Source organism: Nocardioides flavescens (assembly GCF_009823805.1).
Lineage (GTDB): Bacteria > Actinomycetota > Actinomycetes > Propionibacteriales > Nocardioidaceae > Nocardioides > Nocardioides flavescens.
The window spans coordinates 268369-290340 of the sequence record NZ_WUEK01000004.1 but is presented as its reverse complement, the minus strand read 5'-3'; the positions used below and the strand labels follow the sequence as shown (position 1 = coordinate 290340).

Annotated in this window: 18 protein-coding genes; 12 read left to right on the top strand and 6 right to left on the bottom strand. The window is 71.5% G+C overall.

The window, feature by feature from the left end:
* Positions 1–2: 2 nt before the first annotated feature.
* Together GRQ65_RS08380 and metG are read right to left on the bottom strand one after the other, a co-directional pair.
* Entirely contained in the window at positions 3–1454 is a 1452-nt protein-coding gene (locus GRQ65_RS08380; protein ID WP_160877112.1) for a short-chain fatty acid transporter, read from the bottom strand.
* Between the two features lie 154 nt (positions 1455–1608).
* Entirely contained in the window at positions 1609–3417 is a 1809-nt protein-coding gene (gene metG / locus GRQ65_RS08375) for a methionine--tRNA ligase (protein ID WP_160877110.1), read from the bottom strand.
* A gap of 392 nt (positions 3418–3809) precedes the next feature.
* Between metG and GRQ65_RS08370 the strand changes: the two genes are divergently transcribed.
* The 6 genes from GRQ65_RS08370 to GRQ65_RS08345 all read left to right on the top strand — a co-directional run bounded on the left by GRQ65_RS08370 (position 3810) and on the right by GRQ65_RS08345 (position 10928).
* Entirely contained in the window at positions 3810–5294 is a 1485-nt protein-coding gene (locus GRQ65_RS08370; protein ID WP_202387792.1) for an ABC transporter substrate-binding protein, read from the top strand.
* A 107-nt stretch (positions 5295–5401) separates the two neighbouring features.
* Positions 5402–6331, top strand: a complete 930-nt coding sequence (locus GRQ65_RS08365; RefSeq protein ID WP_160877106.1) for an ABC transporter permease — start codon at positions 5402–5404, stop codon at positions 6329–6331.
* Positions 6321–7217: an ABC transporter permease subunit gene (locus GRQ65_RS23925; protein WP_202387791.1), complete on the top strand. Its 897-nt coding sequence runs from the start codon at positions 6321–6323 to the stop codon at positions 7215–7217. Before GRQ65_RS08365 ends, GRQ65_RS23925 begins: the two co-directional genes overlap by 11 nt.
* 62 nt (positions 7218–7279) lie before the next feature.
* Positions 7280–8731: a serine hydrolase domain-containing protein gene (locus tag GRQ65_RS08355; protein WP_160877104.1), complete on the top strand. Its 1452-nt coding sequence runs from the start codon at positions 7280–7282 to the stop codon at positions 8729–8731.
* Positions 8728–9258, top strand: a complete 531-nt coding sequence (locus tag GRQ65_RS08350) for a GbsR/MarR family transcriptional regulator (protein WP_160877102.1) — start codon at positions 8728–8730, stop codon at positions 9256–9258. The genes GRQ65_RS08355 and GRQ65_RS08350 overlap by 4 nt, the downstream gene beginning before the upstream one ends.
* Positions 9255–10928, top strand: coding sequence for a dipeptide ABC transporter ATP-binding protein (locus GRQ65_RS08345; RefSeq protein WP_160877100.1), 1674 nt, complete (start codon positions 9255–9257; stop codon positions 10926–10928). Before GRQ65_RS08350 ends, GRQ65_RS08345 begins: the two co-directional genes overlap by 4 nt.
* Here the strand turns inward: GRQ65_RS08345 and GRQ65_RS08340 are convergent.
* On the bottom strand, positions 10921–11529 hold the full coding sequence (locus GRQ65_RS08340; RefSeq protein WP_160877098.1) for a mycothiol-dependent nitroreductase Rv2466c family protein: 609 nt from the start codon (positions 11527–11529) through the stop codon (positions 10921–10923). The two genes, GRQ65_RS08345 and GRQ65_RS08340, sit on opposite strands and share 8 nt — an antisense overlap.
* A gap of 80 nt (positions 11530–11609) precedes the next feature.
* Here GRQ65_RS08340 and pepN point away from each other — a divergent pair, with 80 nt between their 5' ends.
* Positions 11610–14156, top strand: coding sequence for an aminopeptidase N (gene pepN / locus GRQ65_RS08335; protein ID WP_160877096.1), 2547 nt, complete (start codon positions 11610–11612; stop codon positions 14154–14156).
* Between the two features lie 180 nt (positions 14157–14336).
* Here the strand turns inward: pepN and clpX are convergent, their stop codons facing one another.
* From clpX to GRQ65_RS08320, 3 genes are all read right to left on the bottom strand, one after another.
* A complete protein-coding gene (gene clpX / locus GRQ65_RS08330; RefSeq protein WP_160877094.1) occupies positions 14337–15620 on the bottom strand; it encodes an ATP-dependent Clp protease ATP-binding subunit ClpX in 1284 nt (427 codons plus the stop codon).
* A 141-nt stretch (positions 15621–15761) separates the two neighbouring features.
* Positions 15762–16376 carry an ATP-dependent Clp protease proteolytic subunit gene (locus GRQ65_RS08325; RefSeq protein ID WP_160877352.1) on the bottom strand — a complete coding sequence of 205 codons (615 nt, stop codon included), beginning with the start codon at positions 16374–16376 and terminating at the stop codon, positions 15762–15764.
* A 40-nt stretch (positions 16377–16416) separates the two neighbouring features.
* Complete coding sequence (locus GRQ65_RS08320) at positions 16417–17052, bottom strand: ATP-dependent Clp protease proteolytic subunit (protein ID WP_160877092.1); 636 nt, start codon at positions 17050–17052, stop codon at positions 16417–16419.
* A 146-nt stretch (positions 17053–17198) separates the two neighbouring features.
* Here GRQ65_RS08320 and GRQ65_RS08315 point away from each other — a divergent pair, with 146 nt between their 5' ends.
* The 5 genes from GRQ65_RS08315 (at position 17199) to GRQ65_RS08295 (ending at position 21916) form a co-directional block, all read left to right on the top strand.
* Positions 17199–18326 (top strand): lipase family alpha/beta hydrolase, encoded by a 1128-nt coding sequence (locus tag GRQ65_RS08315; RefSeq protein WP_160877090.1) that lies wholly within the window; start codon positions 17199–17201, stop codon positions 18324–18326.
* Positions 18323–18817: an SRPBCC family protein gene (locus GRQ65_RS08310; RefSeq protein WP_160877088.1), complete on the top strand. Its 495-nt coding sequence runs from the start codon at positions 18323–18325 to the stop codon at positions 18815–18817. The genes GRQ65_RS08315 and GRQ65_RS08310 overlap by 4 nt, the downstream gene beginning before the upstream one ends.
* Positions 18818–18860: 43 nt before the next feature.
* Positions 18861–19703 (top strand): hypothetical protein, encoded by an 843-nt coding sequence (locus GRQ65_RS08305; protein ID WP_202387790.1) that lies wholly within the window; start codon positions 18861–18863, stop codon positions 19701–19703.
* Between the two features lie 79 nt (positions 19704–19782).
* Positions 19783–20052 carry a hypothetical protein gene (locus tag GRQ65_RS08300; protein WP_160877086.1) on the top strand — a complete coding sequence of 90 codons (270 nt, stop codon included), beginning with the start codon at positions 19783–19785 and terminating at the stop codon, positions 20050–20052.
* 115 nt (positions 20053–20167) lie between these two features.
* The gene (locus GRQ65_RS08295; protein WP_160877084.1) at positions 20168–21916 is read left to right on the top strand and encodes a peptidoglycan-binding protein; all 1749 of its coding nucleotides are present in this window, start codon (positions 20168–20170) and stop codon (positions 21914–21916) included.
* Positions 21917–21972: the final 56 nt, after the last annotated feature.

The following is a 21972-nucleotide window of genomic DNA, read 5'->3' as shown; positions in this document are numbered from 1 at the left end:
GGTCAGGGCATCACCGGCGGCACGAACTCGAACGTCGTGCCGAGCAGCCACAGCAGGAGCAGCACCACCGGCAGGTGGAAGAGGAACTGCAGGAACGTGAACCCCACCAGGTCACGCGCGCGCAGCCCGAGCACCGCGAGCAGCGGCAGCATGAAGAAGGGGTTGACCAGGTTGGGCAGCGCCTCGGCGGCGTTGTAGATCTGGACGGTCCAGCCGAGGTTCATGCCCACGTCGGTCGCCGACTGCATGACGTACGGCGCCTCGACCAGCCACTTGCCGCCGCCGGAGGGCACGAGGATCCCGAGCAGGGCGGTGTAGAGCGCGATCACGACGGCGAAGGCCCCTCCTCCGCCGACGCTGGTGAACAGGTCGGCCAGGTGCTCGGAGACCGTCACCCCGCCCCGGCCGTCGGCCCGGGTCAGCACCGCCGCCATCGCGGCGTACAACGGGAACTGCACGAGCACGCCGGCCGTGGTCGGCACCGCTCGGGCGACGGCGTTGAGGAAGCCGCGCGGGGTGCCGTGGAGCACCAGGCCCAGGATCAGGAAGACCATGAGGTAGCCGTTGAGGTTGCTGATGACGGTCAGGAACGGCAGCGTCGCGAGCTGGTGCACCAGCCAGCCGAGGGTCAGCAGGCCGAGCAGCGCGGGCAGGATCCGCGAGTGCTCGAGCCACTCCCCCGGCCGGGTGCGCTCCGCTGGCGGCTGCACGTCGTCGGAGAGGTCGATCTCCATCTCCTCGGCGGTGCGCACCGCGGCGCCCTGGGGCGCCGAGGCCCAGGCGACCGCCACCGAGAGCGCGATCAGCACCGCCGCCATCAGCAGCGACTGCCAGGTCAGGATCGTGTCGCCGAAGTCGAGCACCCCGGTGATCTCGAGCAGCTCCGGCGGCAGCGAGGCCGGCGTCGCCTGCAGCTGGGCCGCGGACGACGACAGCCCGAGCGCCCACACGGCGCCGAGACCGAGGTACGCCGCCGCGCCGAGCGCGCGGTAGTCGCTGCGCAGGTCGGGGCGCCGCGCGATGGCGCGCGCCAGCAGCCCGCTGAAGACCAGGCTGAGACCCCAGTTGAGCATCGAGACCAGGCACGACAGCAGCGCCATGAAGGCCACCGCCCCGCGCGGCGTCGAAGGCACGAGCGCGATCCGCTCGATGATCCGGGCGACCGGGCCCGACGTCGCCACGACGTACCCGGTGAGCACGACCATCGCCATCTGCAGCGTGAACGCCGTCAGGTCCCAGAACCCACCGCCGAACGTCTCCACCACCGTGACCGGACTGGCGCCGTTGACCATCGCCGCCACCGCCACGACGACCACTCCGGCCAGCGCGAACACGTAGGCGTCGGGGAACCACTTCTCCGTCCACGCCGCCGACTTCTGCGCGAAGCGCGCGAGTCCGCGCTCGCGCTGGTCGGAGGATGCGGGCTGGGGCGCTGGGGAGGACGTCGAAGCCATGCGCGGCAGTCAAGCAGAACTGCCGCCGACGGTCGGACCGGCGAGGTCCGGATCCCGGTGGTTGAGGAAGGACGAAGTCCTGTCTCGAAGCCACCTCACGAGCCGGGTGGTTTCGAGACGGCGCTGGCGCGCCTCCTCAACCATCGATCGGACGTCACTTCTCCAGGCGGGCGAGCTCCTCCTCGACGACCGAGGGGTCGAGCTTGGTGAAGATCGGCGTGGGCTTGGCGACGGGGGCGCCGACACGGACCGGGTGCGACTGCCACGACGGGGTCGCGGAGTAGTCGCCGGTGATGACGGGGTACGTCGCGAGCCCGGCGCCGTTGTCGGTGTCGAGCTCCTCGACGGTCTCGATGCGCGGCATCGGCATGAACTCGCCCTCGCCGCCGAGCGCGGCGTGCACGAGGTTGGCCGAGTGCGGCAGGAATGGCGCCAGCAGGGTGTTGCAGTCGACCACGCACTGCGCGGCGACGTGCAGCACGGTGGCGAGCCGCTCGCGCTGGGACTCGTCCTTCATCTTGTAGGGCTCGGTGACGGTGAGGTACTTGTTCACCTCGCCGACCACCCGCATCGCCTCGGCGATGCCGGCGCGCAGGCGCTGGCGCCCGACGAGGTCACCGACCGAGTCGAAGCCGGCCCGCACCGTGGCCAGGATCGTCTCGTCGACCGGCTCGAGCGCGCCGGCCGCCGGGATCTCGCCGAAGTTCTTCGCGAGCATCGTCGCGGTGCGGTTGACCAGGTTGCCCCAGCCTGCGACCAGCTCGGAGTTGGTGCGCAGCACGAAGTCCGACCAGGTGAAGTCGGCGTCGGAGGTCTCCGGCCCGGCGGCGCAGATGTAGTAGCGCAGGGCGTCGGGCTGGTAGCGCGAGAGCATGTCTCCGACCAGGATCACGTGACCGCGGCTGGTGGAGAACTGCTTGCTCTCCATCGTCATGTACTCCGAGCTCACGACCTCGGTGGGCAGGTTGAGGGTGCCGTACTCCCCCGCCTCGCCGCCGCGCTCGCCCGCGCCGTTGTAGGCCAGCAGCTCGGCCGGCCAGATGACGCTGTGGAAGACGATGTTGTCCTTGCCCATGAAGTAGTAGGACAACGCCTCGGGGTCGTTCCACCAGTCGCGCCAGCGCTCCGGGTCGCCCAGGCGCCGGGCCCACTCGATCGAGGCGGAGAGGTAGCCGACCACCGCGTCGAACCACACGTAGAGCCGCTTGGCCGACTGCTCGCGCCACCCGTCGAGCGGCACCGGGATGCCCCAGTCGATGTCGCGGGTCATGGCCCGCGGCTTGAGGTCCTCGATCAGGTTGAGCGAGAACTTGATGACGTTGGGCCGCCAGGTGCCCGAGGCCTCGCGACCGCCGAGGTAGTCCTGGAGCGCCTGCGCCAGGGCCGGGAGGTCGAGGAAGAAGTGCTGGGTCTCGATGAACTCCGGGGTCTCCCCGTTGATCTTCGAGCGCGGGTCCAGCAGGTCGGTGGGGTCGAGCTGGTTGCCGCAGTTGTCGCACTGGTCGCCGCGCGCGTCGGCGTACCCGCAGATGGGGCAGGTGCCCTCGATGTAGCGGTCGGGCAGCGTGCGCCCGGTCGAGGGCGAGATCGCGCCGTACGTCGTCTGCTCGACGAGGTAGCCGTTGGCGTGCACGCCGCGGAACAGCTCCTGCACCACGCGGTAGTGGTTGCCGGTGGTGGTGCGGGTGAACAGGTCGTAGGACAGCCCGAGATCGACGAGGTCCTGCACGATGAGCGCGTTGTTGGTGTCGGCGAGCTCGCGTGCGGTGACGCCCGCGGCGTCGGCGGCGACGAGGATCGGGGTGCCGTGCTCGTCGGTGCCGGAGACCATGAGCACGTCGTGGCCGGCCATCCGCATGTAGCGGCTGAAGACGTCGGAGGGCACGCCGAAACCGGCCACGTGGCCGATGTGGCGCGGGCCGTTGGCGTACGGCCAGGCGACGGCGGACAAGACCTTGCTCATGAGCGAAGCCTAGAAGGGGCGGACCCGTCTGCGCCCATCGGTCGTCACGGGCTCGACCCAGACGGGTCCCGATCCGGTCACGAGACGTAACACGACTCTCAACTCTCAGAAATCATTGAAGGTTTGGATCTCTCCATCAGACCAGAACGAGGCGGTCGGCGGGGCGCGGCGACCGCGCGCCGGAGCGACACGCCCCGGATGACGTCCCAGGAGGAGAACCCATGCAGCATCCCCACCGTCGGAGGCGTCGTGCGGCAGTCGTCGCTGTTGCCTTCGCTCTCGCTCTGACCGGAGCGTGCTCGGTCCCCGCCGGGGACGAGCCCGGATCCGAGGAGTCCGGCGGCGCCCAGCCCTCGGCCTCGAGCGGCACGCAGCCCGGGACCTCCCTGGTCGTGGCCGAGTCCGAGCCGGGCGACCTCAACCCCGGCAAGCAGATCACCGCCTACGACCAGGTCATGGCGCTCTACACCTCGCTCACCGACGTCGCGACCGACGGCACTGTGACGATGGCCGCGGCCGACTCGGTGACCAGCGACGACGCGACGACCTGGACGATCAAGCTCAAGGATGGCTGGACCTTCCACAACGGCGAGCCGGTGACCTCCTCGTCCTACGTCGACGCCTGGAATGCGACCGCCTACGGCCCCAACGCCTGGGCCAACTCCGGCCAGCTCGCCGAGATCGCCGGCTACGACGACCTGAACCCCGAGAGCGGCAAGCCGACCACGGACACCATGAGCGGCCTTGCCGTGGTCGACGACCTGACCTTCACCGTGACGCTCTCCGCGCCCGACGGTCAGTTCCCGCTGCAGCTCAGCCAGGCCCAGACCGGTCTGTTCCCGATACCGGAGTCGGCCTTCGACGACCTCGACGCCTACAACCTCCAGCCGGTCGGCCAGGGGCCCTACATGATGACCGAGCCCCACCAGGAGAACGAGGACATCACGGTCGTCGCCTACGACGACTACGCCGGCACCGCACCGCTGACCGAGTCCATCGTGTTCAAGAACTACGCCGACACCTCGACGGCCTACAACGACGTGCTCGCCGGCAACGTCGACGTCGCCGGCGTGGCCCCGGCCAAGATCGCCACGGCGATGAAGGAGTTCGGCGACCACTTCTACGCCAACCCGGCCCCTGGCATCGCCTTCCTCGGCCTGCCGCTCTGGGACGAGCGCTACGACGACGTCCGGGTCCGCCAGGCCATCTCGATGGCCATCGACCGGGACACGATCAACGACGTCATCTACGGCGGCCAGCTCGAGCCGGCCACGGCGTTCACCCCGCCCACCGAGCCCGGTACGCCGGAGGGCGTGTGCGGCGAGTGGTGCACCTACGACCCGACCAAGGCCAAGCAGCTCCTCGAGGAGGCCGGCGGCTGGAGCGGCGAGATGGTCGTCACCTACCCCGGTGGCTTCGGTCTCGACGAGCTCTACAAGGCCTACGCCAACCAGCTCCGCCAGAACCTCGGCATCGACGAGGTCACGACGAAGTCGACCGCCGACTTCGCCGAGTTCGCCGAGCTCCGGGCGGACGCGAAGCTCGAGGGCCCCTACTTCTCGCGCTGGGGAGCGCTCTACCCCAGCCAGCAGAACACCCTGCGGGCCTTCTTCGTCCCCGGTGGCGGCGGCGGGTGCACGAACTGCTCAGCGAGCCAGCCCGACGAGGTGGTCGACCTGCTCGAGCAGGCCGACGGCCAGGTCGACCAGGACGCAGCCATCGCGCTGTACGGCCAGGCGCAGGAGATCCTCGCCGAGCAGCTGCCGATCATCCCGATGTTCTACGAGAAGTACATGTTCGTCACCTCCGACAAGGTGAGCGACTTCCCCTCCTCGCAGGGGTCCCCCGTCTGGTCGCAGGTCGCGGTCAGCAGCTGAGCCCCCGCGGGTGGTCACGCTGCTCCCCGTCAGCGTCACCACCCGCGGGCCCCTCCCCTCCCCACCCACCCGAGCCCGAACCGAGCCCGAACCGAGAGGAGCTCCGCATGATGCGCTTCGTCGTGCGACGACTCCTGGAGCTGGTGGTCGTCTTCCTCGGCGTCACCTTCCTGATCTACGCGATGGTCTTCGCCCTCCAGGGCGACCCGATCGCCGCACTGGCCGGCGACCGACCGCTGCCGGACTCGGTGGTGCGGGTGCTGCGGGCCCGCTACCACCTCGACGAGTCGCTGTGGCAGCAGTACCTGCGCTACCTCGGCGGACTCCTCCAGGGCGACCTCGGCACCGACTTCACGGGCCGGCCCGTCTCCGAACGGATGGCCAGCCGCTGGCCGACCACCATCGTGCTCGCGCTGACGGCCTGGCTGCTCGAGGTGCTGGTCGGCGTGAGCCTCGGGCTCTGGGCCGCTCTGCGTCACGGCCGACTCGCCGACCGGGCGGTGCTCCTCGGCACCATCGTCGTCAGCTCGATCCCGATCTTCGTCCTCGGCGCGACCGCGCAGCTCTACCTGGGGGTGCGCTGGAGGGTGTTCCCGGTCTCCGGGACCCAGGACGGGTGGCCGATGGGGTTCCTGCTCCCCGCGGCCTGCCTGGCCGTCTTCGGGCTGGCCGCGGTCTCGCGGCTGATGCGCGGCAGCGTGATCGACGCGATGTCGTCCGACTGGGTGCGCACCCTGCGGGCCAAGGGCCTCTCCCCACGACGGATCGTGGGCGTGCACGTCATGCGCAACTCCGGCATCCCCGTTCTCACCTTCCTCGCCGTCGACCTGGGCTACCTGCTCGGCGGTGCGATCGTCGTGGAGGGGATCTTCAACATGCCCGGCATCGGTCAGCTGCTGTTCGCGGCGATCAGGGCTCACGAGGGCCCCACCGTCGTCGGGGTCTCGACCGTGCTCATCCTGATCTTCCTCGTGATCAGCGCACTCGTCGACATCACCAACTCCCTGCTCGACCCGAGGATCCGTCGTGACCGTTGAGATCGAACCCAGTGTCACCCCGGCCGCCGACGGGAGCGTCGTACGACGGGGGGTGTGGCGCACGCTGCGCCGGCGCCCGGCGTTCTGGGTGTGCCTGGTCGCCGTGGCCCTGCTGGCCGTGGTCGCGGCCTGGCCCGCGGGCTTCGGCGGACTGTTCGGCGGAGGCGATCCCTACGACTGCGACCTCCTGGAGAGTGCGGTGGGCCCGGGACCGGGTCACCCGCTCGGGACCGACCTGCAGGGCTGCGACATCTACACCGGCCTCGTCTACGGCACTCGCACATCCCTGAGCATCGGGCTGCTCACCACGGCCCTGGCGCTCGGGATCGCCTTCCTCGTCGGCACGACGGCCGGCTACCGAGGAGGGTGGGCCGACAGCGTGCTCGCCCGGGTCACCGACATCTTCCTCGGCTTCCCGTTCATCCTCGGCGCGATCATCATCCTCAACTCCACGGGCGACCGCTCCGTCCTGACCGTCTCGGTGGTGCTCGCGATCTTCACCTGGCCCACCATGGCCCGGATCGTCCGCACCTCGGTCCGCCAGGTGTGCGACGCGGAGTTCGTCGCGGCCGCACGGGCGATGGGACTGCGCAGCTCGCGCATCGTGGTGCGCTACGTGCTGCCCAACGCGCTCGGCCCGACCCTCGCCGTCGCCACCATCACGGTCGGCGGCGTGATCGTCGCCGAGTCGACCCTGACCTTCCTGGGTGTCGGACTGCAGGCGCCGTCGGTCAGCTGGGGTCTGCAGCTGGCCAGCGCGCAGGCCCAGTTCCAGGAACACCCGCACATGCTGCTGTTCCCCAGCCTCGTCCTCTCGGTCACCGTCATCAGCCTCATCGCGCTCGGTGACATGCTGCGGGACGCCCTCGATCCCCGCGGCCGGTAGCCGCCCGGCCCGTCCCCGCCTGCGCTCGACCACCACGCACCACGACAGAACGGATCTCGACGATGAGCACCTTCCTCCCTCCCCCGTCCTCGGTCGACGACACGACGCGCCGCGCCGACCTGGCGGCCGCCGTCCGCGAGGTGGCCGACGACGTCCTCGCCTGGGTCGATCTGCGGCGCCGGATGCTGCGCACCCCGGGCGTCCAGATCTGTGTGCGGGTCGGCGACCAGGTCCTGGTCGACGGCGCCAGCGGCGTGGCCGACTCCGAGCGCGGCACCCCGCTCACCACGTCGCACCTCTTCCGCATCGCCTCGCACTCCAAGACCTTCGCGGCCACCGCGGTCATGATGCTCGCGGAGCGGGGCGAGCTGCGGCTCGACGACACCGTGGGCGAACGGGTGCCCGACCTGGCCGGGACCCCGCTGGCGGACCGCACGGTGCGCGAGCTCCTCGGTCACCAGGCCGGGGTGGTCCGCGACGGCGCCGACTGCGACTACTGGCAGCTCATGCGACCCTTCCCGGACCGTGCCCGCCTCATCACCGACCTGGTAGACCACGGGGCGACGTTCGAACGCAACGAGCACTTCAAGTACTCCAACTACGGCTACGCGATCGCCGGGCTGGTCGTGGAGGAGGTCACCGGGGTCCGGTTCGGGGACTTCGTCCGCAAGGAGATCCTGGCCCCCCTCGGCCTGGACCGCGTGCACGCCGACGTCGACGACGTCGATCCCTCCGAGCTCGCCTCGGGCCACAGCCTGCTGCTCGACGGGGACGACACCCACTTCGTGCTCGCCAGCCCGTCGACCGGCGCGATGGCCCCGGCCACCGGGTTCACCGCCTGCGCGCGCGACCTCTCGGCGTACGCCGCCGCGCACGCCCTCGGCGTCGACGAGCTGCTCTCCGACCCGTCCAAGCGCCTCATGCAGCGCCTGGAGTCCAGGGTCATGACAGGCGAGACCGAGACCGGCCGCTACGGCCTCGGTCTCGAGCTCCACACCATCGGCGAGCGGTCCCTGGTCGGGCACAGCGGCGGCTTCCCGGGCTTCGTCACGCGCACCTTCGTCGACCCGGCCGACGGGCTGGTGGTCTCGGTCCTCACCAACGCCAGCCGCGGGCCGGCCCACGAGCTCGCGGTGGGCGTCCTCAAGCTCATCGACCTCGCACTCCGCGCTCGCAGCGCTCCGTCCGCCCCCGCGCCCGAAGGCGTGGACCTCGACGGCTTCGCGACCTCGGTCGTCGCCGGGTTCGGCCGCATCTCCGTGCTGCGACTGGGCGATCGGCTGGTGCTGATGCACCCCGACCAGGAGGACCCGACCGCGGAGTCCGTCGAGCTGGAGATCGAGGGCCCCGACCGGCTGCGCATCCCCGCACGACCGGGCTACGGGTCGGCGGGTGAGAGCGTGGAGTACGACCGCGACGAGCACGGCGTGCGCTCCCTGCGGGTGGGCGGGATGAGCGCCTGGCCGGAGTCGGTCTTCCGCGAGCGCCGCCGCGAGCAGATGGCGGCGCGATGAGCGAGGAGCAGTCCACCCTCGGCGAGGCCGCCCGCCGCTTCGTCGAGGACTTCGCCGACAACTGGCACGAGAGCGGTGCGGGCCGGATGGAGGGCCGCGTCATGGGCTACCTGCTCATCACGACGTCCGACCACGTCTCGTCCGCCGAGCTGTCCCGCGAGCTCGGGATCGCCTCGGGAGCGGTGTCGATGGCCACCCGGGCGCTGGGCGACCAGGGCTACATCCGGCGCCGCCGGCTGCCCGGGGACCGCTCCCACTACTTCGAGGCCCACGAGGACATCTGGGGAGGCTTCCTGACCAGCGAACGGCGCTGGGTCTTCCGCATGGAGTCGGTCCTCGACGAGGCCAACCAGCAGCTGGACCTCGAGGGCGCGGCGCGGCGCCGGGTCCTCATCGCGCGGGAGTACATGCGCTGGCTCGGTGACTACAACCAGCAGATGTTCCGTGACTGGCGAGCCCACCTGGCCGCCCACACCGAGGCGCTGGGCGAGGAGCCGCTCGACCCCGCGGACGAGGAGACGCCGTGACCGCGGGGCACCCGGACGCCGGGCCGCTCCTGTCGGTGCGCGGGCTCCGCATCGCCTTCGTCGACGGCTCGCACGAGCACGAGGTCGTCCACGGCGTCGACCTCGACGTCGCCCGCGGTGAGATCCTCGCCCTCGTCGGGGAGTCGGGATCCGGCAAGACCGTCACCGCCCTGGCTGCAGCGCGACTGCTGCCCGGCAACGCGCGCATCGACGGCCGGGTGCTCCTCGACGGCGTCGACCTCACGGCCCTCGACGAGCGCGAGCTGCGCTCGGTGCGCGGCAGCCGGATCGCCTTCATCTTCCAGGACCCGGCCGGCGCCCTCGACCCGGTGTTCAGCATCGGCGCCCAGCTCGTCGAAGCCATCCGGCGGCACCGCCGTGACCTGGCCCGGGCCGCGGCCCGTGAGCACGCCGTCGGCCTGCTCGACCTGGTCGGCATCCCCGACGCCCGCACCCGGATGGGCGACTACCCGCACCAGTTCTCCGGCGGGCAGTGCCAGCGCATCATGATCGCGATGGCCCTGTCGTGCGAGCCGGAGCTCCTCGTCGCCGACGAGCCGACCACCGCCCTCGACGTCACGGTGCAGCAGGAGATCCTCGACGTCCTGGTCGACCTGTCGGCGCGCCTCGGCACCACCATCGTGATCATCACCCACGACATGGGTGTGGTCGCCGACGTCGCCGACCGGGTCGTCGTGATGCGGGACGGCCGCGTCGAGGAGCAGGCCGAGGTGCATCGGCTCTTCACCGCCCCGCGGGCCGACTACACCCGGGTCCTGCTGGACGCCGTCCCGCGCCTCACGCTCGAAGGCGCAGGGCCTCTGGCGAGCGACACCCACGACGACGCCCACGACGACACAGCCCTGCTCACCGTCGAGGACCTGCAGGTCACCTACCGCACCGCCCGCGGGACGGTGGACGCGCTGCGGGGCGTCTCGCTCCGCATCACCCCGGGCGAGGTCGTGGGCCTCGTCGGTGAGTCGGGCAGCGGCAAGTCGACCATCGGGCGCGCGGTCCTGGGACTGACCCCGGTCACCTCCGGCCGGGTGCGGCTGGGCGAGGAGGACCTGAGCCACCTGCGCCGCGCCCGCCTGCGCGCCGTACGGGCCCGGATCGGCGCGGTGTTCCAGAACCCCGCCGCCGCGCTCAACCCCCGCTACACGGTCGGGGCGTCGGTGGGTGAGCCGCTGCGGGTGCACCGCGGCGTGCGAGGCGCCGAGCTGGACGCGCAGGTCGCCGCACTGCTGGAGTCCGTCCGGCTGCCAGCCGCCTGGGCACGCCGCTACCCGCACGAGCTCTCCGGTGGTCAGCGCCAGCGCGTCGCGATCGCACGCGCGGTCTCGCTGCGTCCAGAGCTCCTGATCGCCGACGAGCCCACCTCGGCCCTCGACGTCTCGGTGCAGGCCACCGTGCTCGACCTGATCCGCGACCTGCAGGACCAGCTCCGCTTCGGCTGCCTGTTCATCACCCACGACCTCGCGGTCGTCGACCGGCTGTGCGACCGCGTGGTCGTGCTCCACGCCGGGCGGGTGGTCGAGGCCGGCACGCGCAGGGAGATCCTGCACGCCCCCACCGAGGACTACACCCGTCGGCTGGTGGCCGCGTCGCCCGTCGCCGACCCCGTCGAGCAGCGTCGGCGGCGAGCGGCGCGCCGCAGCCTCGTCAGCTGAAGTCGAGCTCGCGGTTGCGCGAGCGCTTCAGCTCGAAGAAGTCCGGGTACGCCGACAGCGTGACGGCGGCGTCCCAGATGGTGCCGGCCTCCTCGCCACGGGCGATCTTGGTGAGCACGGGGCCGAAGAAGGCGTTGCCGTCGATCGCGATGCACGGGGTGCCGACCTCGTAGCCGACCTGGTCCATGCCCTCGTGGTGGCTCTTCTTGATGGCCTCGTCGTAGGACGAGTCGTCCATCGCGTCAGCGAGCGAGGTGTCGAGACCGGCGTCCTCGAGCGCGCCGACGATGAGGTCGCGGTCGAGCTTCTCGGCGCCCTGGGTGTGCTTGCGCTCCCCCATCGCCGTGTAGACCTTGGCCAGCGCCTCCTGGCCGTGCTCCTGCTCGACGGCCATGGCGACGCGCACCGGCTGCCAGGCGTCCTTGAGCAGCTCGCGGTAGTCATCGGGGATGTCCTTGTCCTGGTTGAGGTAGGCCAGGCTCATGATGTGCCACGTCACCTCGACGTCGCGCACCTTCTCCACCTCGAGCACGGTGCGCGAGGTGATCCACGCGAACGGGCAGAGCGGGTCGAACCAGAAGTCCACAGCGGTCGCAGTCATGTCTGTCCAATACCGCGTCCGGGCCGAGGTATTCCTCGGCGCCAGCGCGGCGTCATTTCCTCGGTGGCAGGATGGCGAGCATGCCTGGAACCAACCTCACCCGGGACGAGGCGGCCACCCGCGCCGCCCTCCTGGACGTCACCTCGTACTCCATCGACCTGGACCTCACGACCGGTGACCGGACCTTCGGGTCCACCACCACCATCGAGTTCACCTGTCGCGAGCCCGGCGCCGAGACGTTCGCCGACCTGGTCGGCGCGACGGTCCGCTCCATCACGCTCAACGGCGAGGCCGTCGACGTCGCGGCGTACGCCGACAGCCGGATCGCGCTGAGCGGTCTGGCCGCCGCCAACACCCTCGTCGTCGAGGCCGACTGCACCTACTCGCGCACCGGTGAGGGCCTGCACCGCTTCGTCGACCCGGCCGACGACCGGGTCTACCTCTACTCCCAGTTCGAGGTGCCGGACGCGCGTCGCGTCTACACCACCTTCGAGCAGCCCGACCTCAAGGCGCCCTACACCTTCACCGTGACCGCCCCCGAGGGCTGGGCGGTCGTCTCCAACGCCGTCAGCCCCGAGCCCGAGCCGGCCGGCGACGGCACGGCCACCTGGCGCTTCCCGACCACGCAGCGGATGTCGACCTACATCACCGCGCTCGTCGCCGGCGAGTACCACCACGTGACCGACACCTACACCGGCGCCACCCAGGAGATCCCGCTCGGCATCTACTGCCGCCAGTCGCTCGTGCCGCACCTCGACGCCGAGGAGATCTTCACGATCACCAAGCAGGGCTTCGCGTTCTTCGAGGAGCAGTTCGCCTACCCCTACCCCTTCGGCAAGTACGACCAGCTGTTCGTGCCGGAGTACAACATGGGCGCGATGGAGAACGCCGGGTGCGTCACCTTCCGCGACGAGTACCTCCCCCGCAGCCGGCAGGACCGCTCGTTCTACGAGTTCCGCGCCGAGGTGATCCTCCACGAGATGGCCCACATGTGGTTCGGCGACCTCGTGACGATGCGCTGGTGGGACGACCTCTGGCTCAACGAGTCGTTCGCCGAGTGGGCGTGTTACCACGCCGCCGTCAACGCCACCGAGTTCACCGAGTCCTGGACCGGCTTCACCAACGTCCGCAAGAACTGGGCCTACCGCCAGGACCAGCTGCCCAGCACCCACCCCATCGCGGCCGACAACCACGACCTGCAGGCCGTCGAGGTCAACTTCGACGGCATCACCTACGCCAAGGGCGCCTCGGTGCTCAAGCAACTCGTCGCCTGGGTCGGCCTGGACAACTTCCTCGCCGGGCTGCGCGAGTACTTCCGCGACCACGAGTTCGCCAACTCCGAGTTCACCGACCTGCTCTCCGCCCTGGAGAAGTCCAGCGGTCGCGAACTCGAGTCGTGGGCCCAGGAGTGGCTGCAGACCTCCGGCGTCAACACCCTCGCCCCGGCGTTCGACCTCGCCGAGGACGGCACCTACGCCTCCTTCGCGGTGCAGCAGAGCGCCACCGACGAGCACCCGACCCTGCGCCGGCACCGGCTCGGCATCGGCCTCTACGACGAGGTCGACGGCCGCCTGGTGCGTCGTACGTCGTTCGAGATCGACGTCGAGGGCGCCTCTACGGAGGTCCCGCAGCTGGTCGGCGAGCGCCAGCCCGACCTGCTGCTGCTCAACGAGGGCGACCTCGCCTACGCCAAGATCCGCCTCGACGAGCGCTCGCTCGCCACCGCGATCTCGGGGATCGCCACCCTCGACGACGCCCTGGCCCGCGCGCTGCTCTGGGGTGCCGCGTGGGACATGACGCGCGACGCCGAGCTGTCGGCCACCGCGTTCGTCGACCTGGTGCTCTCGGGGCTGCCGTCGGAGACCGACGCGTTCGGCGTGTCCCGCATCCCGACGTACGCCGCCACCGCGGTGAACCTCTACTCCGCCCCCGATCGGCGCGACGCGCTGCGCGCCACCTGGGAGTCCGGGCTGCGCGGGCTGCTGCTCGACGCCGAGCCGGGCAGCGACCACCAGCTGTCGTTCGCGCGCGCCTACGCCGGCGCCGCGCACGGCGACCAGGCGCTCGCCGACCTCGAGGGGCTGCTCGACGGCTCCTTCACCGTCGAGGGGCTCGCCGTCGACGCCGACCTGCGCTGGACCCTGCTCAACGGCCTGGCCCGCAACGGTCGCGCCGACGCGGCCCGCATCGACGCCGAGCTCGCCGAGGACAACACCATCTCGGGCCAGGAGCGCGCGGCCGCCGCCCGCGCCCTGCGCCCCGACGCCCAGGCCAAGGCGGAGGCATGGGAGATCGCGATGGTGCGCGACGACGTGCCCAACGAGACCCAGCGCTCCGTGGTCCTCGCCTTCCAGGTCCCCGGTCAGGACGACGTGCTCGCGCCGTACGTCGAGCGCTACCTCGCCGCTGCCGACACCATGTGGGAGGAGAAGGGCACCCAGCGCGCCTCGACGGCCCTGGAGTTCATGTTCCCCAAGCCGCTGGCCAGCGCCGAGCTCCTCGAGCGCGTGGACGCCTGGCTCGAGAGCTCCCCGGCCAACCCGGCGGCCAAGCGCTACGTCCGCGAGGGCCGCGCCGACGTCGCCCGCGCCCTCGCCGCCCAGGAGAAGGACGCCGCCGAGCACTGAGGCCCACCGGGACCACGAGAGTGGTTTCGAGACAGGACTTCGTCCTTCCTCAACCACCGTCACGGTGGTTGAGGAGGTCGCGCTGGCGACCGTCTCGAAACCACCTCTTCGATCGGGGATACGACGAAGGCCCGGGATCGGTGATCCCGGGCCTTCGTCGTGTGGTGCGTGGGGCCTGCGTCAGGCGGACTTCTTCTTCTTGGTCTCGGACTCGCGCGGGACGAGGGTCGGCGCGACGTCGTCGACGACGGTCTCGCGGGTGACGACGACCTTGGCCACGTCGCCGCGGGAGGGGACGTCGTACATCACGTGGAGGAGGACCTCCTCGATGATCGCGCGCAGGCCGCGGGCGCCGGTGCCGCGCTCCATCGCCTTGTCCGCGATCGCGGCGACGGCCTCGTCGGTGAACTCGAGGTCGACGCCGTCGAGCTCGAAGAGCTTCTGGTACTGCTTGACCAGCGCGTTGCGCGGCTCGGTGAGGATCTGGACCAGGGCCTCCTGGTCGAGCTTGCTCACGCTGGCGATCAGCGGCAGGCGGCCGATGAACTCGGGGATCAGACCGAACTTGGTGAGGTCCTCCGGGCGGACCTGCGCGAGCAGGTCGTCGGCGTCGCGCTCGGTCTGGCCGCGGACCTCGGCGGTGAAGCCGAGGGTCTTCTTGCCGACCCGCTGCTCGACGATGTGCTCGAGCCCGGCGAACGCACCACCCACCACGAACAGGATGTTGGTGGTGTCGATCTGGATGAACTCCTGGTGGGGGTGCTTGCGGCCCCCCTGCGGCGGCACCGAGGCGGTGGTGCCCTCGATGATCTTCAGCAGCGCCTGCTGCACGCCCTCACCGGAGACGTCGCGCGTGATCGAGGGGTTCTCGGCCTTGCGGGCCACCTTGTCGATCTCGTCGATGTAGATGATCCCGGTCTCGGCCTTCTTGACGTCGTAGTCGGCGGCCTGGATCAGCTTGAGCAGGATGTTCTCGACGTCCTCGCCGACGTAGCCGGCCTCGGTCAGCGCCGTGGCGTCGGCGATCGCGAAGGGGACGTTGAGCATCCGCGCGAGGGTCTGGGCGAGGTAGGTCTTGCCGCAGCCGGTCGGGCCGATCACGAGGATGTTGGACTTCGCGACCTCGACGGCCTCCTCCTTGGAGTGCCGCCCGGAGGTGGGCTGGAGGCCGGCCTGGACCCGCTTGTAGTGGTTGTAGACCGCGACGGCGAGCGACTTCTTGGCCTGCTCCTGGCCGATCACGTAGGCGTTGAGGAACTCGAAGATCTCACGCGGCTTGGGCAGCTCGTCGAGGCTGACCTCGGTGCCCTCGCTGAGCTCCTCCTCGATGATCTCGTTGCACAGGTCGATGCACTCGTCGCAGATGTACACGCCTGGACCGGCGATGAGCTTCTTGACCTGCTTCTGACTCTTGCCGCAGAACGAGCACTTGAGCAGATCACCTCCGTCACCGATGCGGGCCACGAGGTTCCTCCCTCTCCACTGCTGAATGCACCCCGCCGTCAGTCGGGGCCTCCCGAACGGTACCCGGTCGGGAACCGCAACCGTGGACGGACACGGGGTCGGTCTCGGCCCCGTGTCCGTCCGTCAAGGCGTGTGGCTGGATCAGCCGGCCGCGAGGGCGGGCGTGCCCTTGCGGGACTCGATCACGTTGTCGATCAGGCCGTACTCGACGGCCTGGGCGGCGGTGAGGATCTTGTCGCGCTCGATGTCGCGGCTGACCTGGTCCATGTCGCGGCCGGTGTGGTCGGAGATCATCTTCTCCAGCAGCTCGCGCATCCGCAGGATCTCGTTGGCCTGGATCTCGATGTCCGAGGTCTGGCCGAAGGTGCCCTCGGTGTAGGGCTGGTGGATCAGGATGCGGCTGTTGGGCAGCGCCAGCCGCTTGCCGGGCGCACCGGCGCCGAGCAGGATCGCGGCGGCCGAGGCGGCCTGGCCGATGCACACCGTCTGCACGTCGGACTTGATGAAGTTCATCGTGTCGTAGATGGCGGTGAGCGCGGTGAAGGAGCCGCCGGGGCTGTTGATGTAGATCTGGATGTCCTGGTCGGGGTTCATCGACTCCAGGCACATCAGCTGCGCGATGACGGCGTTGGCGACGTCGTCGGAGATCGGCGTGCCGAGGTAGATGATGCGGTCCTCGAACAGCTTGCCGTAGGGGTCGATGCGGCGGAACCCGTAGGAGGTCCGCTCCTCCCACTGCGGGATGTAGTAGTTCATGCTCGGGCTCGGGTCCACGACGTGCTCGTTCATCGGTGTGTCAGTCCTTCTGCCGCGCGGGGCGGCCGTCGTCGGCGGCTTCGCGGGCGTTGGTGATGACCTGGTCGACCAGGCCGTACTCCTTGGCCTGCTCCGCGGTGAACCAGCGGTCGCGGTCGGCGTCCTGCTCGACCTGCTCGATCGGCTGGCCGGTGTGCTCGGCGATCAGCTCGAGCAGCACCTTCTTGATGTGGAGCGACTGCTGGGCCTGGATCTTGATGTCCGAGGCCGAGCCGCCCATGCCCGAGGAGGGCTGGTGCATCATGATGCGCGAGTGGGGCAGCGCGTAGCGCTTGCCCTTGGCACCGGCGCACAGCAGGAACTGGCCCATCGAGGCCGCCAGCCCCATGCCGACGGTTGCCACGTCGTTGGGGATGTAGTTCATGGTGTCGTAGATCGCCATGCCGGCGTCCACCGAGCCACCCGGGCTGTTGATGTGGAGGAAGATGTCGGTCTCGGGGTCCTCCGCCGACAGCAGCAGCAGCTGGGCGCAGATCGCGTTCGCGTTCTGGTCGCGGACCTCGGAGCCGAGGAAGACGATGCGCTCGCGCAGCAGCCGCTGGTAGATGTGGTCGTCGAGGACGGCGATGCCGCCGCCGCCACCGGCCACCGGGCCGGGCCAGGTCTGATCAGTCACGTCTTCGACCCTAGCCGGGTGCGGGGACAGTTCCACGGCTCATCCCCTCTTGTTCGCCGACAGCAGAGCCGGGCGCGGGTCGCGGCCAGCTGCCAGCTGCCAGACGACTGGGTGCACATCTGTGCACCGACGGGTACCCTCCCGACATGCCGACCGCACCGGGTCCGACCGTCCTCGACGCCCTGTCGCTGCTCGCGGAGGTCGCCGACGAGCTCGTGGTGCGCAGCGTGCGCGACACCCACCTCGCCGTGCTCGACCGCACGCCCGCCGGCCGCGTGCACCGCGGCATCACCGGCGCCGTGTACGGCGGGCTGACCCACGCGCTGACCGGCGCCAGCCGAGGTCTGGACTCGCTGGCCGCGACCGGCGTCGGCCCGCGGCTCGAGTCGGACCCGCGCGGACGCTTCCTCTCCTCCGCGGTCAACGGGCTGATCGGCGACCGGCTGCTGCGCGAGCGGCCCCAGCTCGCGATCCCGATGGCTCTGCGCCGCGACGGGGCCGACGTCGACCCCGAGCCCGAGCCCCTCGCCGCGGCGTACCCCGACGCCACGGGGAAGGTCGTCGTCCTGCTCCACGGCCTGTGCGAGAACGAGTCGTTCTGGTCGCTGCACCGCGAGCGCACCGGCACGACGTACGCCGAGGCGCTGGCCGGGCGGGGCTGGACCCCGCTCCTGCTGCGCGCCAACACCGGCCTGCCGCTGCGCGAGAACGGCGCCGCCCTCACGGCGCTGCTGCAGCGGGTGGTCGACGGCTGGCCCGTCCCGGTCACCCGGATCGCCCTGGTGGGCCACTCGATGGGCGGGCTCGTCATGCGCGCCGCCGCCGGCGTCGTCTCCGACCACGACACCCCCTGGGCCGGGCTCGTCAGCGACGTCGTCACCCTCGGCACCCCCCACCTCGGCGCCCCGGTCGCGTGGGGTGTCGGCGAGGGCTCGAAGGGCCTGTCGAAGCTCAAGGAGACCGCGGCGTTCGGTCGGGTGCTCGACTGGCGCTCGCGCGGGGTGCACGACCTCGTGCACGGCCTCGCCGAGGACGTCGCGCCCCTCCCCCACGCCCGCTACCACCTGGTCGCCGCCACGCTGACCCGCTCCGAGCGCCACCCCGTCGGCTCGGTGGTCGGCGACCTGCTCGTGCGGCCGCACTCGGCGTACGGCCAGGACCGCACGCGGAGCCTGTTCCCCGGCGCGGACGTGCTGCACGTGGGCCGCACCGACCACTTCGGCCTGCTAAACCACCCCGAGGTCCACGACGCGCTCGAGCGGTGGCTCGCGTGAGCGCCGCCGACCGCGAGCTGCGGGCCGAGACGACGGTCGCGGCCTCGCCGCAGGCGGTCTGGGAGGTGCTCTCGGACCCCCGCGAGATGCCCCGGCTCTCCGACGAGCTGGTGCGGATGGTGCCGCTCGGCGGCAGCGACCTGCGCCCGGGCCGGACCTGCCTGGGCGTCAACCGGCGCGGACCCGTGGTGTGGCCGACGCGCAGCGTCGTGGCCGAGGTCGAGCCGGGACGGCTGCTGAGCTGGGACACCCTCTCCAGCGGCGCGCGCTGGATCTGGGAGCTCGAGCCGGTCGCCGACGACCGCGGCGGGCAGGCCACCCGGGTGGTGCACCGGCGTCCGGTGCCCGAGCGGCTCACCCGCGCGAGCGGACTGTTCGCCGGGCTGCTGCTCGGTGGCGCCGAGGGTCACGCCGACGAGCTGGAGGCCGGGATGGCACGCTCGGTCGCGCGCCTGAAGGAGCGCGTCGAGAGCCGCTCGCGAGGCGTCTGACCGACCGCCCGCGCGACGCCGCGCGCTGTGCCAGACTCGGGGCATGCTGCGCGTCACCCTGCGCGGGTCGGGCCTGCCCACGGTGACCGTCGGCTCCGGCGAGACCCTGCTCTTCGGGCGCTCCCCGCACGCCGCGATCCCCGACGGCGACCCCGACGCGGCCGTGCGCACCTCGGCGCTGGTGCTGCCCCGCTGCGCCCCCCACGTGAGCCGGCTGCTGGGCGAGCTCGTCGTCGGCGACGAGATCGCGCGGCTGCGCTGGCACGGCGCCGGGGAGACCCAGGTCAGCAGCCTGTTCGACGCCCCGGGCGGCGCACGCCGCGTGACCGTCACCGAGGGCATGTCACTGCTGCTCGACGAGGGCGAGAACCAGCTCGCCGTCATGCGCGGGCGTCGCGGCGCCGACGGCAGCTTCGAGGACCTGACCATCGTCGTCGACGTCGAGACCTCGACCCCTGAGGCGGCACCGCGCACCCGGCCCGACCTCGAGGACGACGACGCCGGCGTCACCGCCCCCGCACCGCGGCTCGTGCCGGAGACCCGCGAGTGGTTCGTGGCGCTGGCCCTGGCCGAGCCCTGGCTGGTCGGCACCGACGACTACCCCCGCCCGCCGTCCAACCGCGAGATCTACGAGCGGGTGCTCGGCTGGCACGGCTACGCCTGGAACCTCCAGCGCGCCCAGCGCGTGGACGACGCGATCCGCTCGATCTCCGCGCTGGCCTTCGGTCCGCGCGACGACCCGTTCCGTGCGGGCGCCGGCCGCGCCCAGAACGTCCGCTTCGCGGTCGGGCGGCGTACGGCGGAGGTCCGGCTGGTCACGACCGACGACCTCGACCGGGCCGAGCGCGCCGCCGCACGGCGGAACGTTCCACCGGCCGGCGCCTAGCGGGTCGCGCCGCACCCTGCCTACGTTCCTCCGCGTCGCCCGGAACCGCCGGGCCGCCGGACAGCGGAGGAGCAGCACGATGAGCCACTCCATGCAGGGGATGGACACCGACCAGGGCCGCAGCATCGGCCAGGGCATGGGCCAGCACGCCGAGCAGGTCTCGGGGGTCGTCAGCCGGGTGGGCGCGATCGTCGGGGCGATGAAGTGGCAGGGCGCCGACCGGGAGACCTTCCTGCAGGACTGGCAGGGCAGCTTCGCCCCGCAGGCCGAGAACGCCTCGCAGACCCTGCGCGAGCAGGGCGACCTCCTCTGCCGTCACGCCGAGGCCCAGGACCAGGCCAGCTCCTGACAGGAACCTTCCACCCCGCCGACCGTCGACCCGGTCGGCCCGCCGGACCTAGCGTCTGGCCCGCCAGACCACCAGCACCCAGCACCAGCCAGTCACATCTCGGGAGGTGACCCGCATGTCGTCGTTCCTCGGAGCAGACACCGACGAGCTGCGCAGCGTCGGCCAGGAGTGCGAGCAGGCCAAGGAGACCGTCGACGGCGTCATCGCCTTCCTCAAGGCCCTCATCGCGCTGCTGCGCGCCGCGTCGTTCTTCAGCGGCGGCGCGAGCGCCGCCTACGCGCAGTACCTCGAGACCGTCGTCCTGCCGTGGATGCAGAAGATCTCGATGGCCCTCGGCCTGTTCGCGAAGGTGCTCAACGCCAACGCGGACGCCCAGGACCAGGCCTCCGACGGCAGCACGCTGTCCCTCGGCTCCGCGCTACCGACCTACACCTCGCAGGTCGGCTCCGGCAGCAGCGCCGTGCAGCCCTACCAGGGCGTACCGCTGGTCACGCCCGGCGTCCAGGGCGGCGTCCCCAGCCAGACCGCCGCGCTCGGCCAGATCGCCCAGATCACCAACGCGGCCCTGGGCCAGGGCTCGGGCCAGGCCTCATCCGCCGGTACGACGCTCGGCGGGTCCACGATCGGCGGTGCCACCGGCGGGTTCCCCGTGCCGGCCGGTGGCACCGCCTCCCCCCCCGGCACCACCCCGGGCGCGGCAGGCCAGATCGCCCCCTGCGCCACCATCGACGCAAAGCCGCTGGTCACGGGCTACGACGCGACCTCGCAGGGCGCCTTCCAGGGCCAGCTCGGCATCGGCGGTGGCCACGGCGCCGCGGGGGCACCGAGCGCCGACGGCTCGCTCGGCTCGGGCAGCGGCGTGGGCGGTGGCGGCCTCGGCAGCCTGGGCGGGGGCACCGTCGACGGCGCCGCCGGTCACGGCGGCTCGGGTGCCCCGAGCATCCACACCAGCGACGAGACGCCCGGCTACGGCGGCGGCTCCCCCGGCGCTGAGGCCCTCGGTGCGGTGTCGGCTCCGCTGGCCGACGCCGCCCGGGTCGGCAGCGACTCCTCCGGCACGTCGTACGGCGCGGCGGCGACGATGGGGGCCGGCGCGGCCGCCCTCGGGGTCGGCGGCGCGACGCTGGCGGCCAGCCGGGGTGCCGGGACGACCGATCCGACGGTCGACGCCATCGCCTCGACGAACGGCCGCGGCTCCTCGGGGGCGCAGGTGCGCGAGCTGCAGCAACGGCTCACGGACGCGGGCTACGACACGCACGGCGTGGACGGTCAATGGGGCCGGGGCACCGAGGCGGCCTACCAGGCCTACCGCGAGGCGCACCCGCTCCCGATCCGCGAGGGCACCGGGTGGACCAGCCCCGACGGCTTCGACTACTCCCAGGTGACCGGCGTGCGCGGCAACGAGCGCGTGACGCCGGAGTTCCTGCGCGGCGTGGAGGGCGTGGCGCAGCGCGTCGGCGCCCGACCCGAGCACCTGCTGGCGGCGATGAGCTTCGAGACGGGCGGCAGCTTCCGCCCCGACGTCGTCAACCCGCGCAGCGGGGCGACCGGGCTGATCCAGTTCATGCCCGACACCGCCGCCGGCTACGGCACCTCGACCGAGGCGCTCGCCCGCATGACGCCGACCGAGCAGCTGCCCTACGTCGAGCGCTACCTCGAGCGGTTCCGCGGGTGGGTCGGCGACGTCCCCTCCCTCTACTCCTCGATCCTGGGCGGCCACCCGATGCCGGCCGACCAGGCGATGTTCACCGACGGCTCCGCGGCGTACACCCAGAACCGCGAGCTCGACGCCGACGGCAACGGACGCGTCACCGTCCGCGAGGCCGCCGACCAGATCGACCGCCGGCTCGCCGGCCGTCGCTGACCGACCGGTCAGCCTCACCACCGCCAGAGATCACCAGAGATCACCAGCGACACAAC

What these genes read in the sequence shown, in the direction of transcription:
- pepN (WP_160877096.1), top strand. Translation starts at nt 11,610, where the DNA reads ATGCCTGGAACCAACCTCACCCGGGACGAGGCGGCCACCCGCGCCGCC.
- GRQ65_RS08325 (WP_160877352.1), bottom strand. Translation starts at nt 16,376, where the DNA reads ATGAACTACTACATCCCGCAGTGGGAGGAGCGGACCTCCTACGGGTTC.
- GRQ65_RS08380 (WP_160877112.1), bottom strand. Translation starts at nt 1,454, where the DNA reads ATGGCTTCGACGTCCTCCCCAGCGCCCCAGCCCGCATCCTCCGACCAG.
- GRQ65_RS08295 (WP_160877084.1), top strand. Translation starts at nt 20,168, where the DNA reads ATGTCGTCGTTCCTCGGAGCAGACACCGACGAGCTGCGCAGCGTCGGC.
- GRQ65_RS08305 (WP_202387790.1), top strand. Translation starts at nt 18,861, where the DNA reads ATGCTGCGCGTCACCCTGCGCGGGTCGGGCCTGCCCACGGTGACCGTC.
- GRQ65_RS08300 (WP_160877086.1), top strand. Translation starts at nt 19,783, where the DNA reads ATGAGCCACTCCATGCAGGGGATGGACACCGACCAGGGCCGCAGCATC.
- GRQ65_RS08340 (WP_160877098.1), bottom strand. Translation starts at nt 11,529, where the DNA reads ATGACTGCGACCGCTGTGGACTTCTGGTTCGACCCGCTCTGCCCGTTC.
- GRQ65_RS08350 (WP_160877102.1), top strand. Translation starts at nt 8,728, where the DNA reads ATGAGCGAGGAGCAGTCCACCCTCGGCGAGGCCGCCCGCCGCTTCGTC.
- GRQ65_RS08315 (WP_160877090.1), top strand. Translation starts at nt 17,199, where the DNA reads ATGCCGACCGCACCGGGTCCGACCGTCCTCGACGCCCTGTCGCTGCTC.
- GRQ65_RS08365 (WP_160877106.1), top strand. Translation starts at nt 5,402, where the DNA reads ATGATGCGCTTCGTCGTGCGACGACTCCTGGAGCTGGTGGTCGTCTTC.
- metG (WP_160877110.1), bottom strand. Translation starts at nt 3,417, where the DNA reads ATGAGCAAGGTCTTGTCCGCCGTCGCCTGGCCGTACGCCAACGGCCCG.
- GRQ65_RS08355 (WP_160877104.1), top strand. Translation starts at nt 7,280, where the DNA reads ATGAGCACCTTCCTCCCTCCCCCGTCCTCGGTCGACGACACGACGCGC.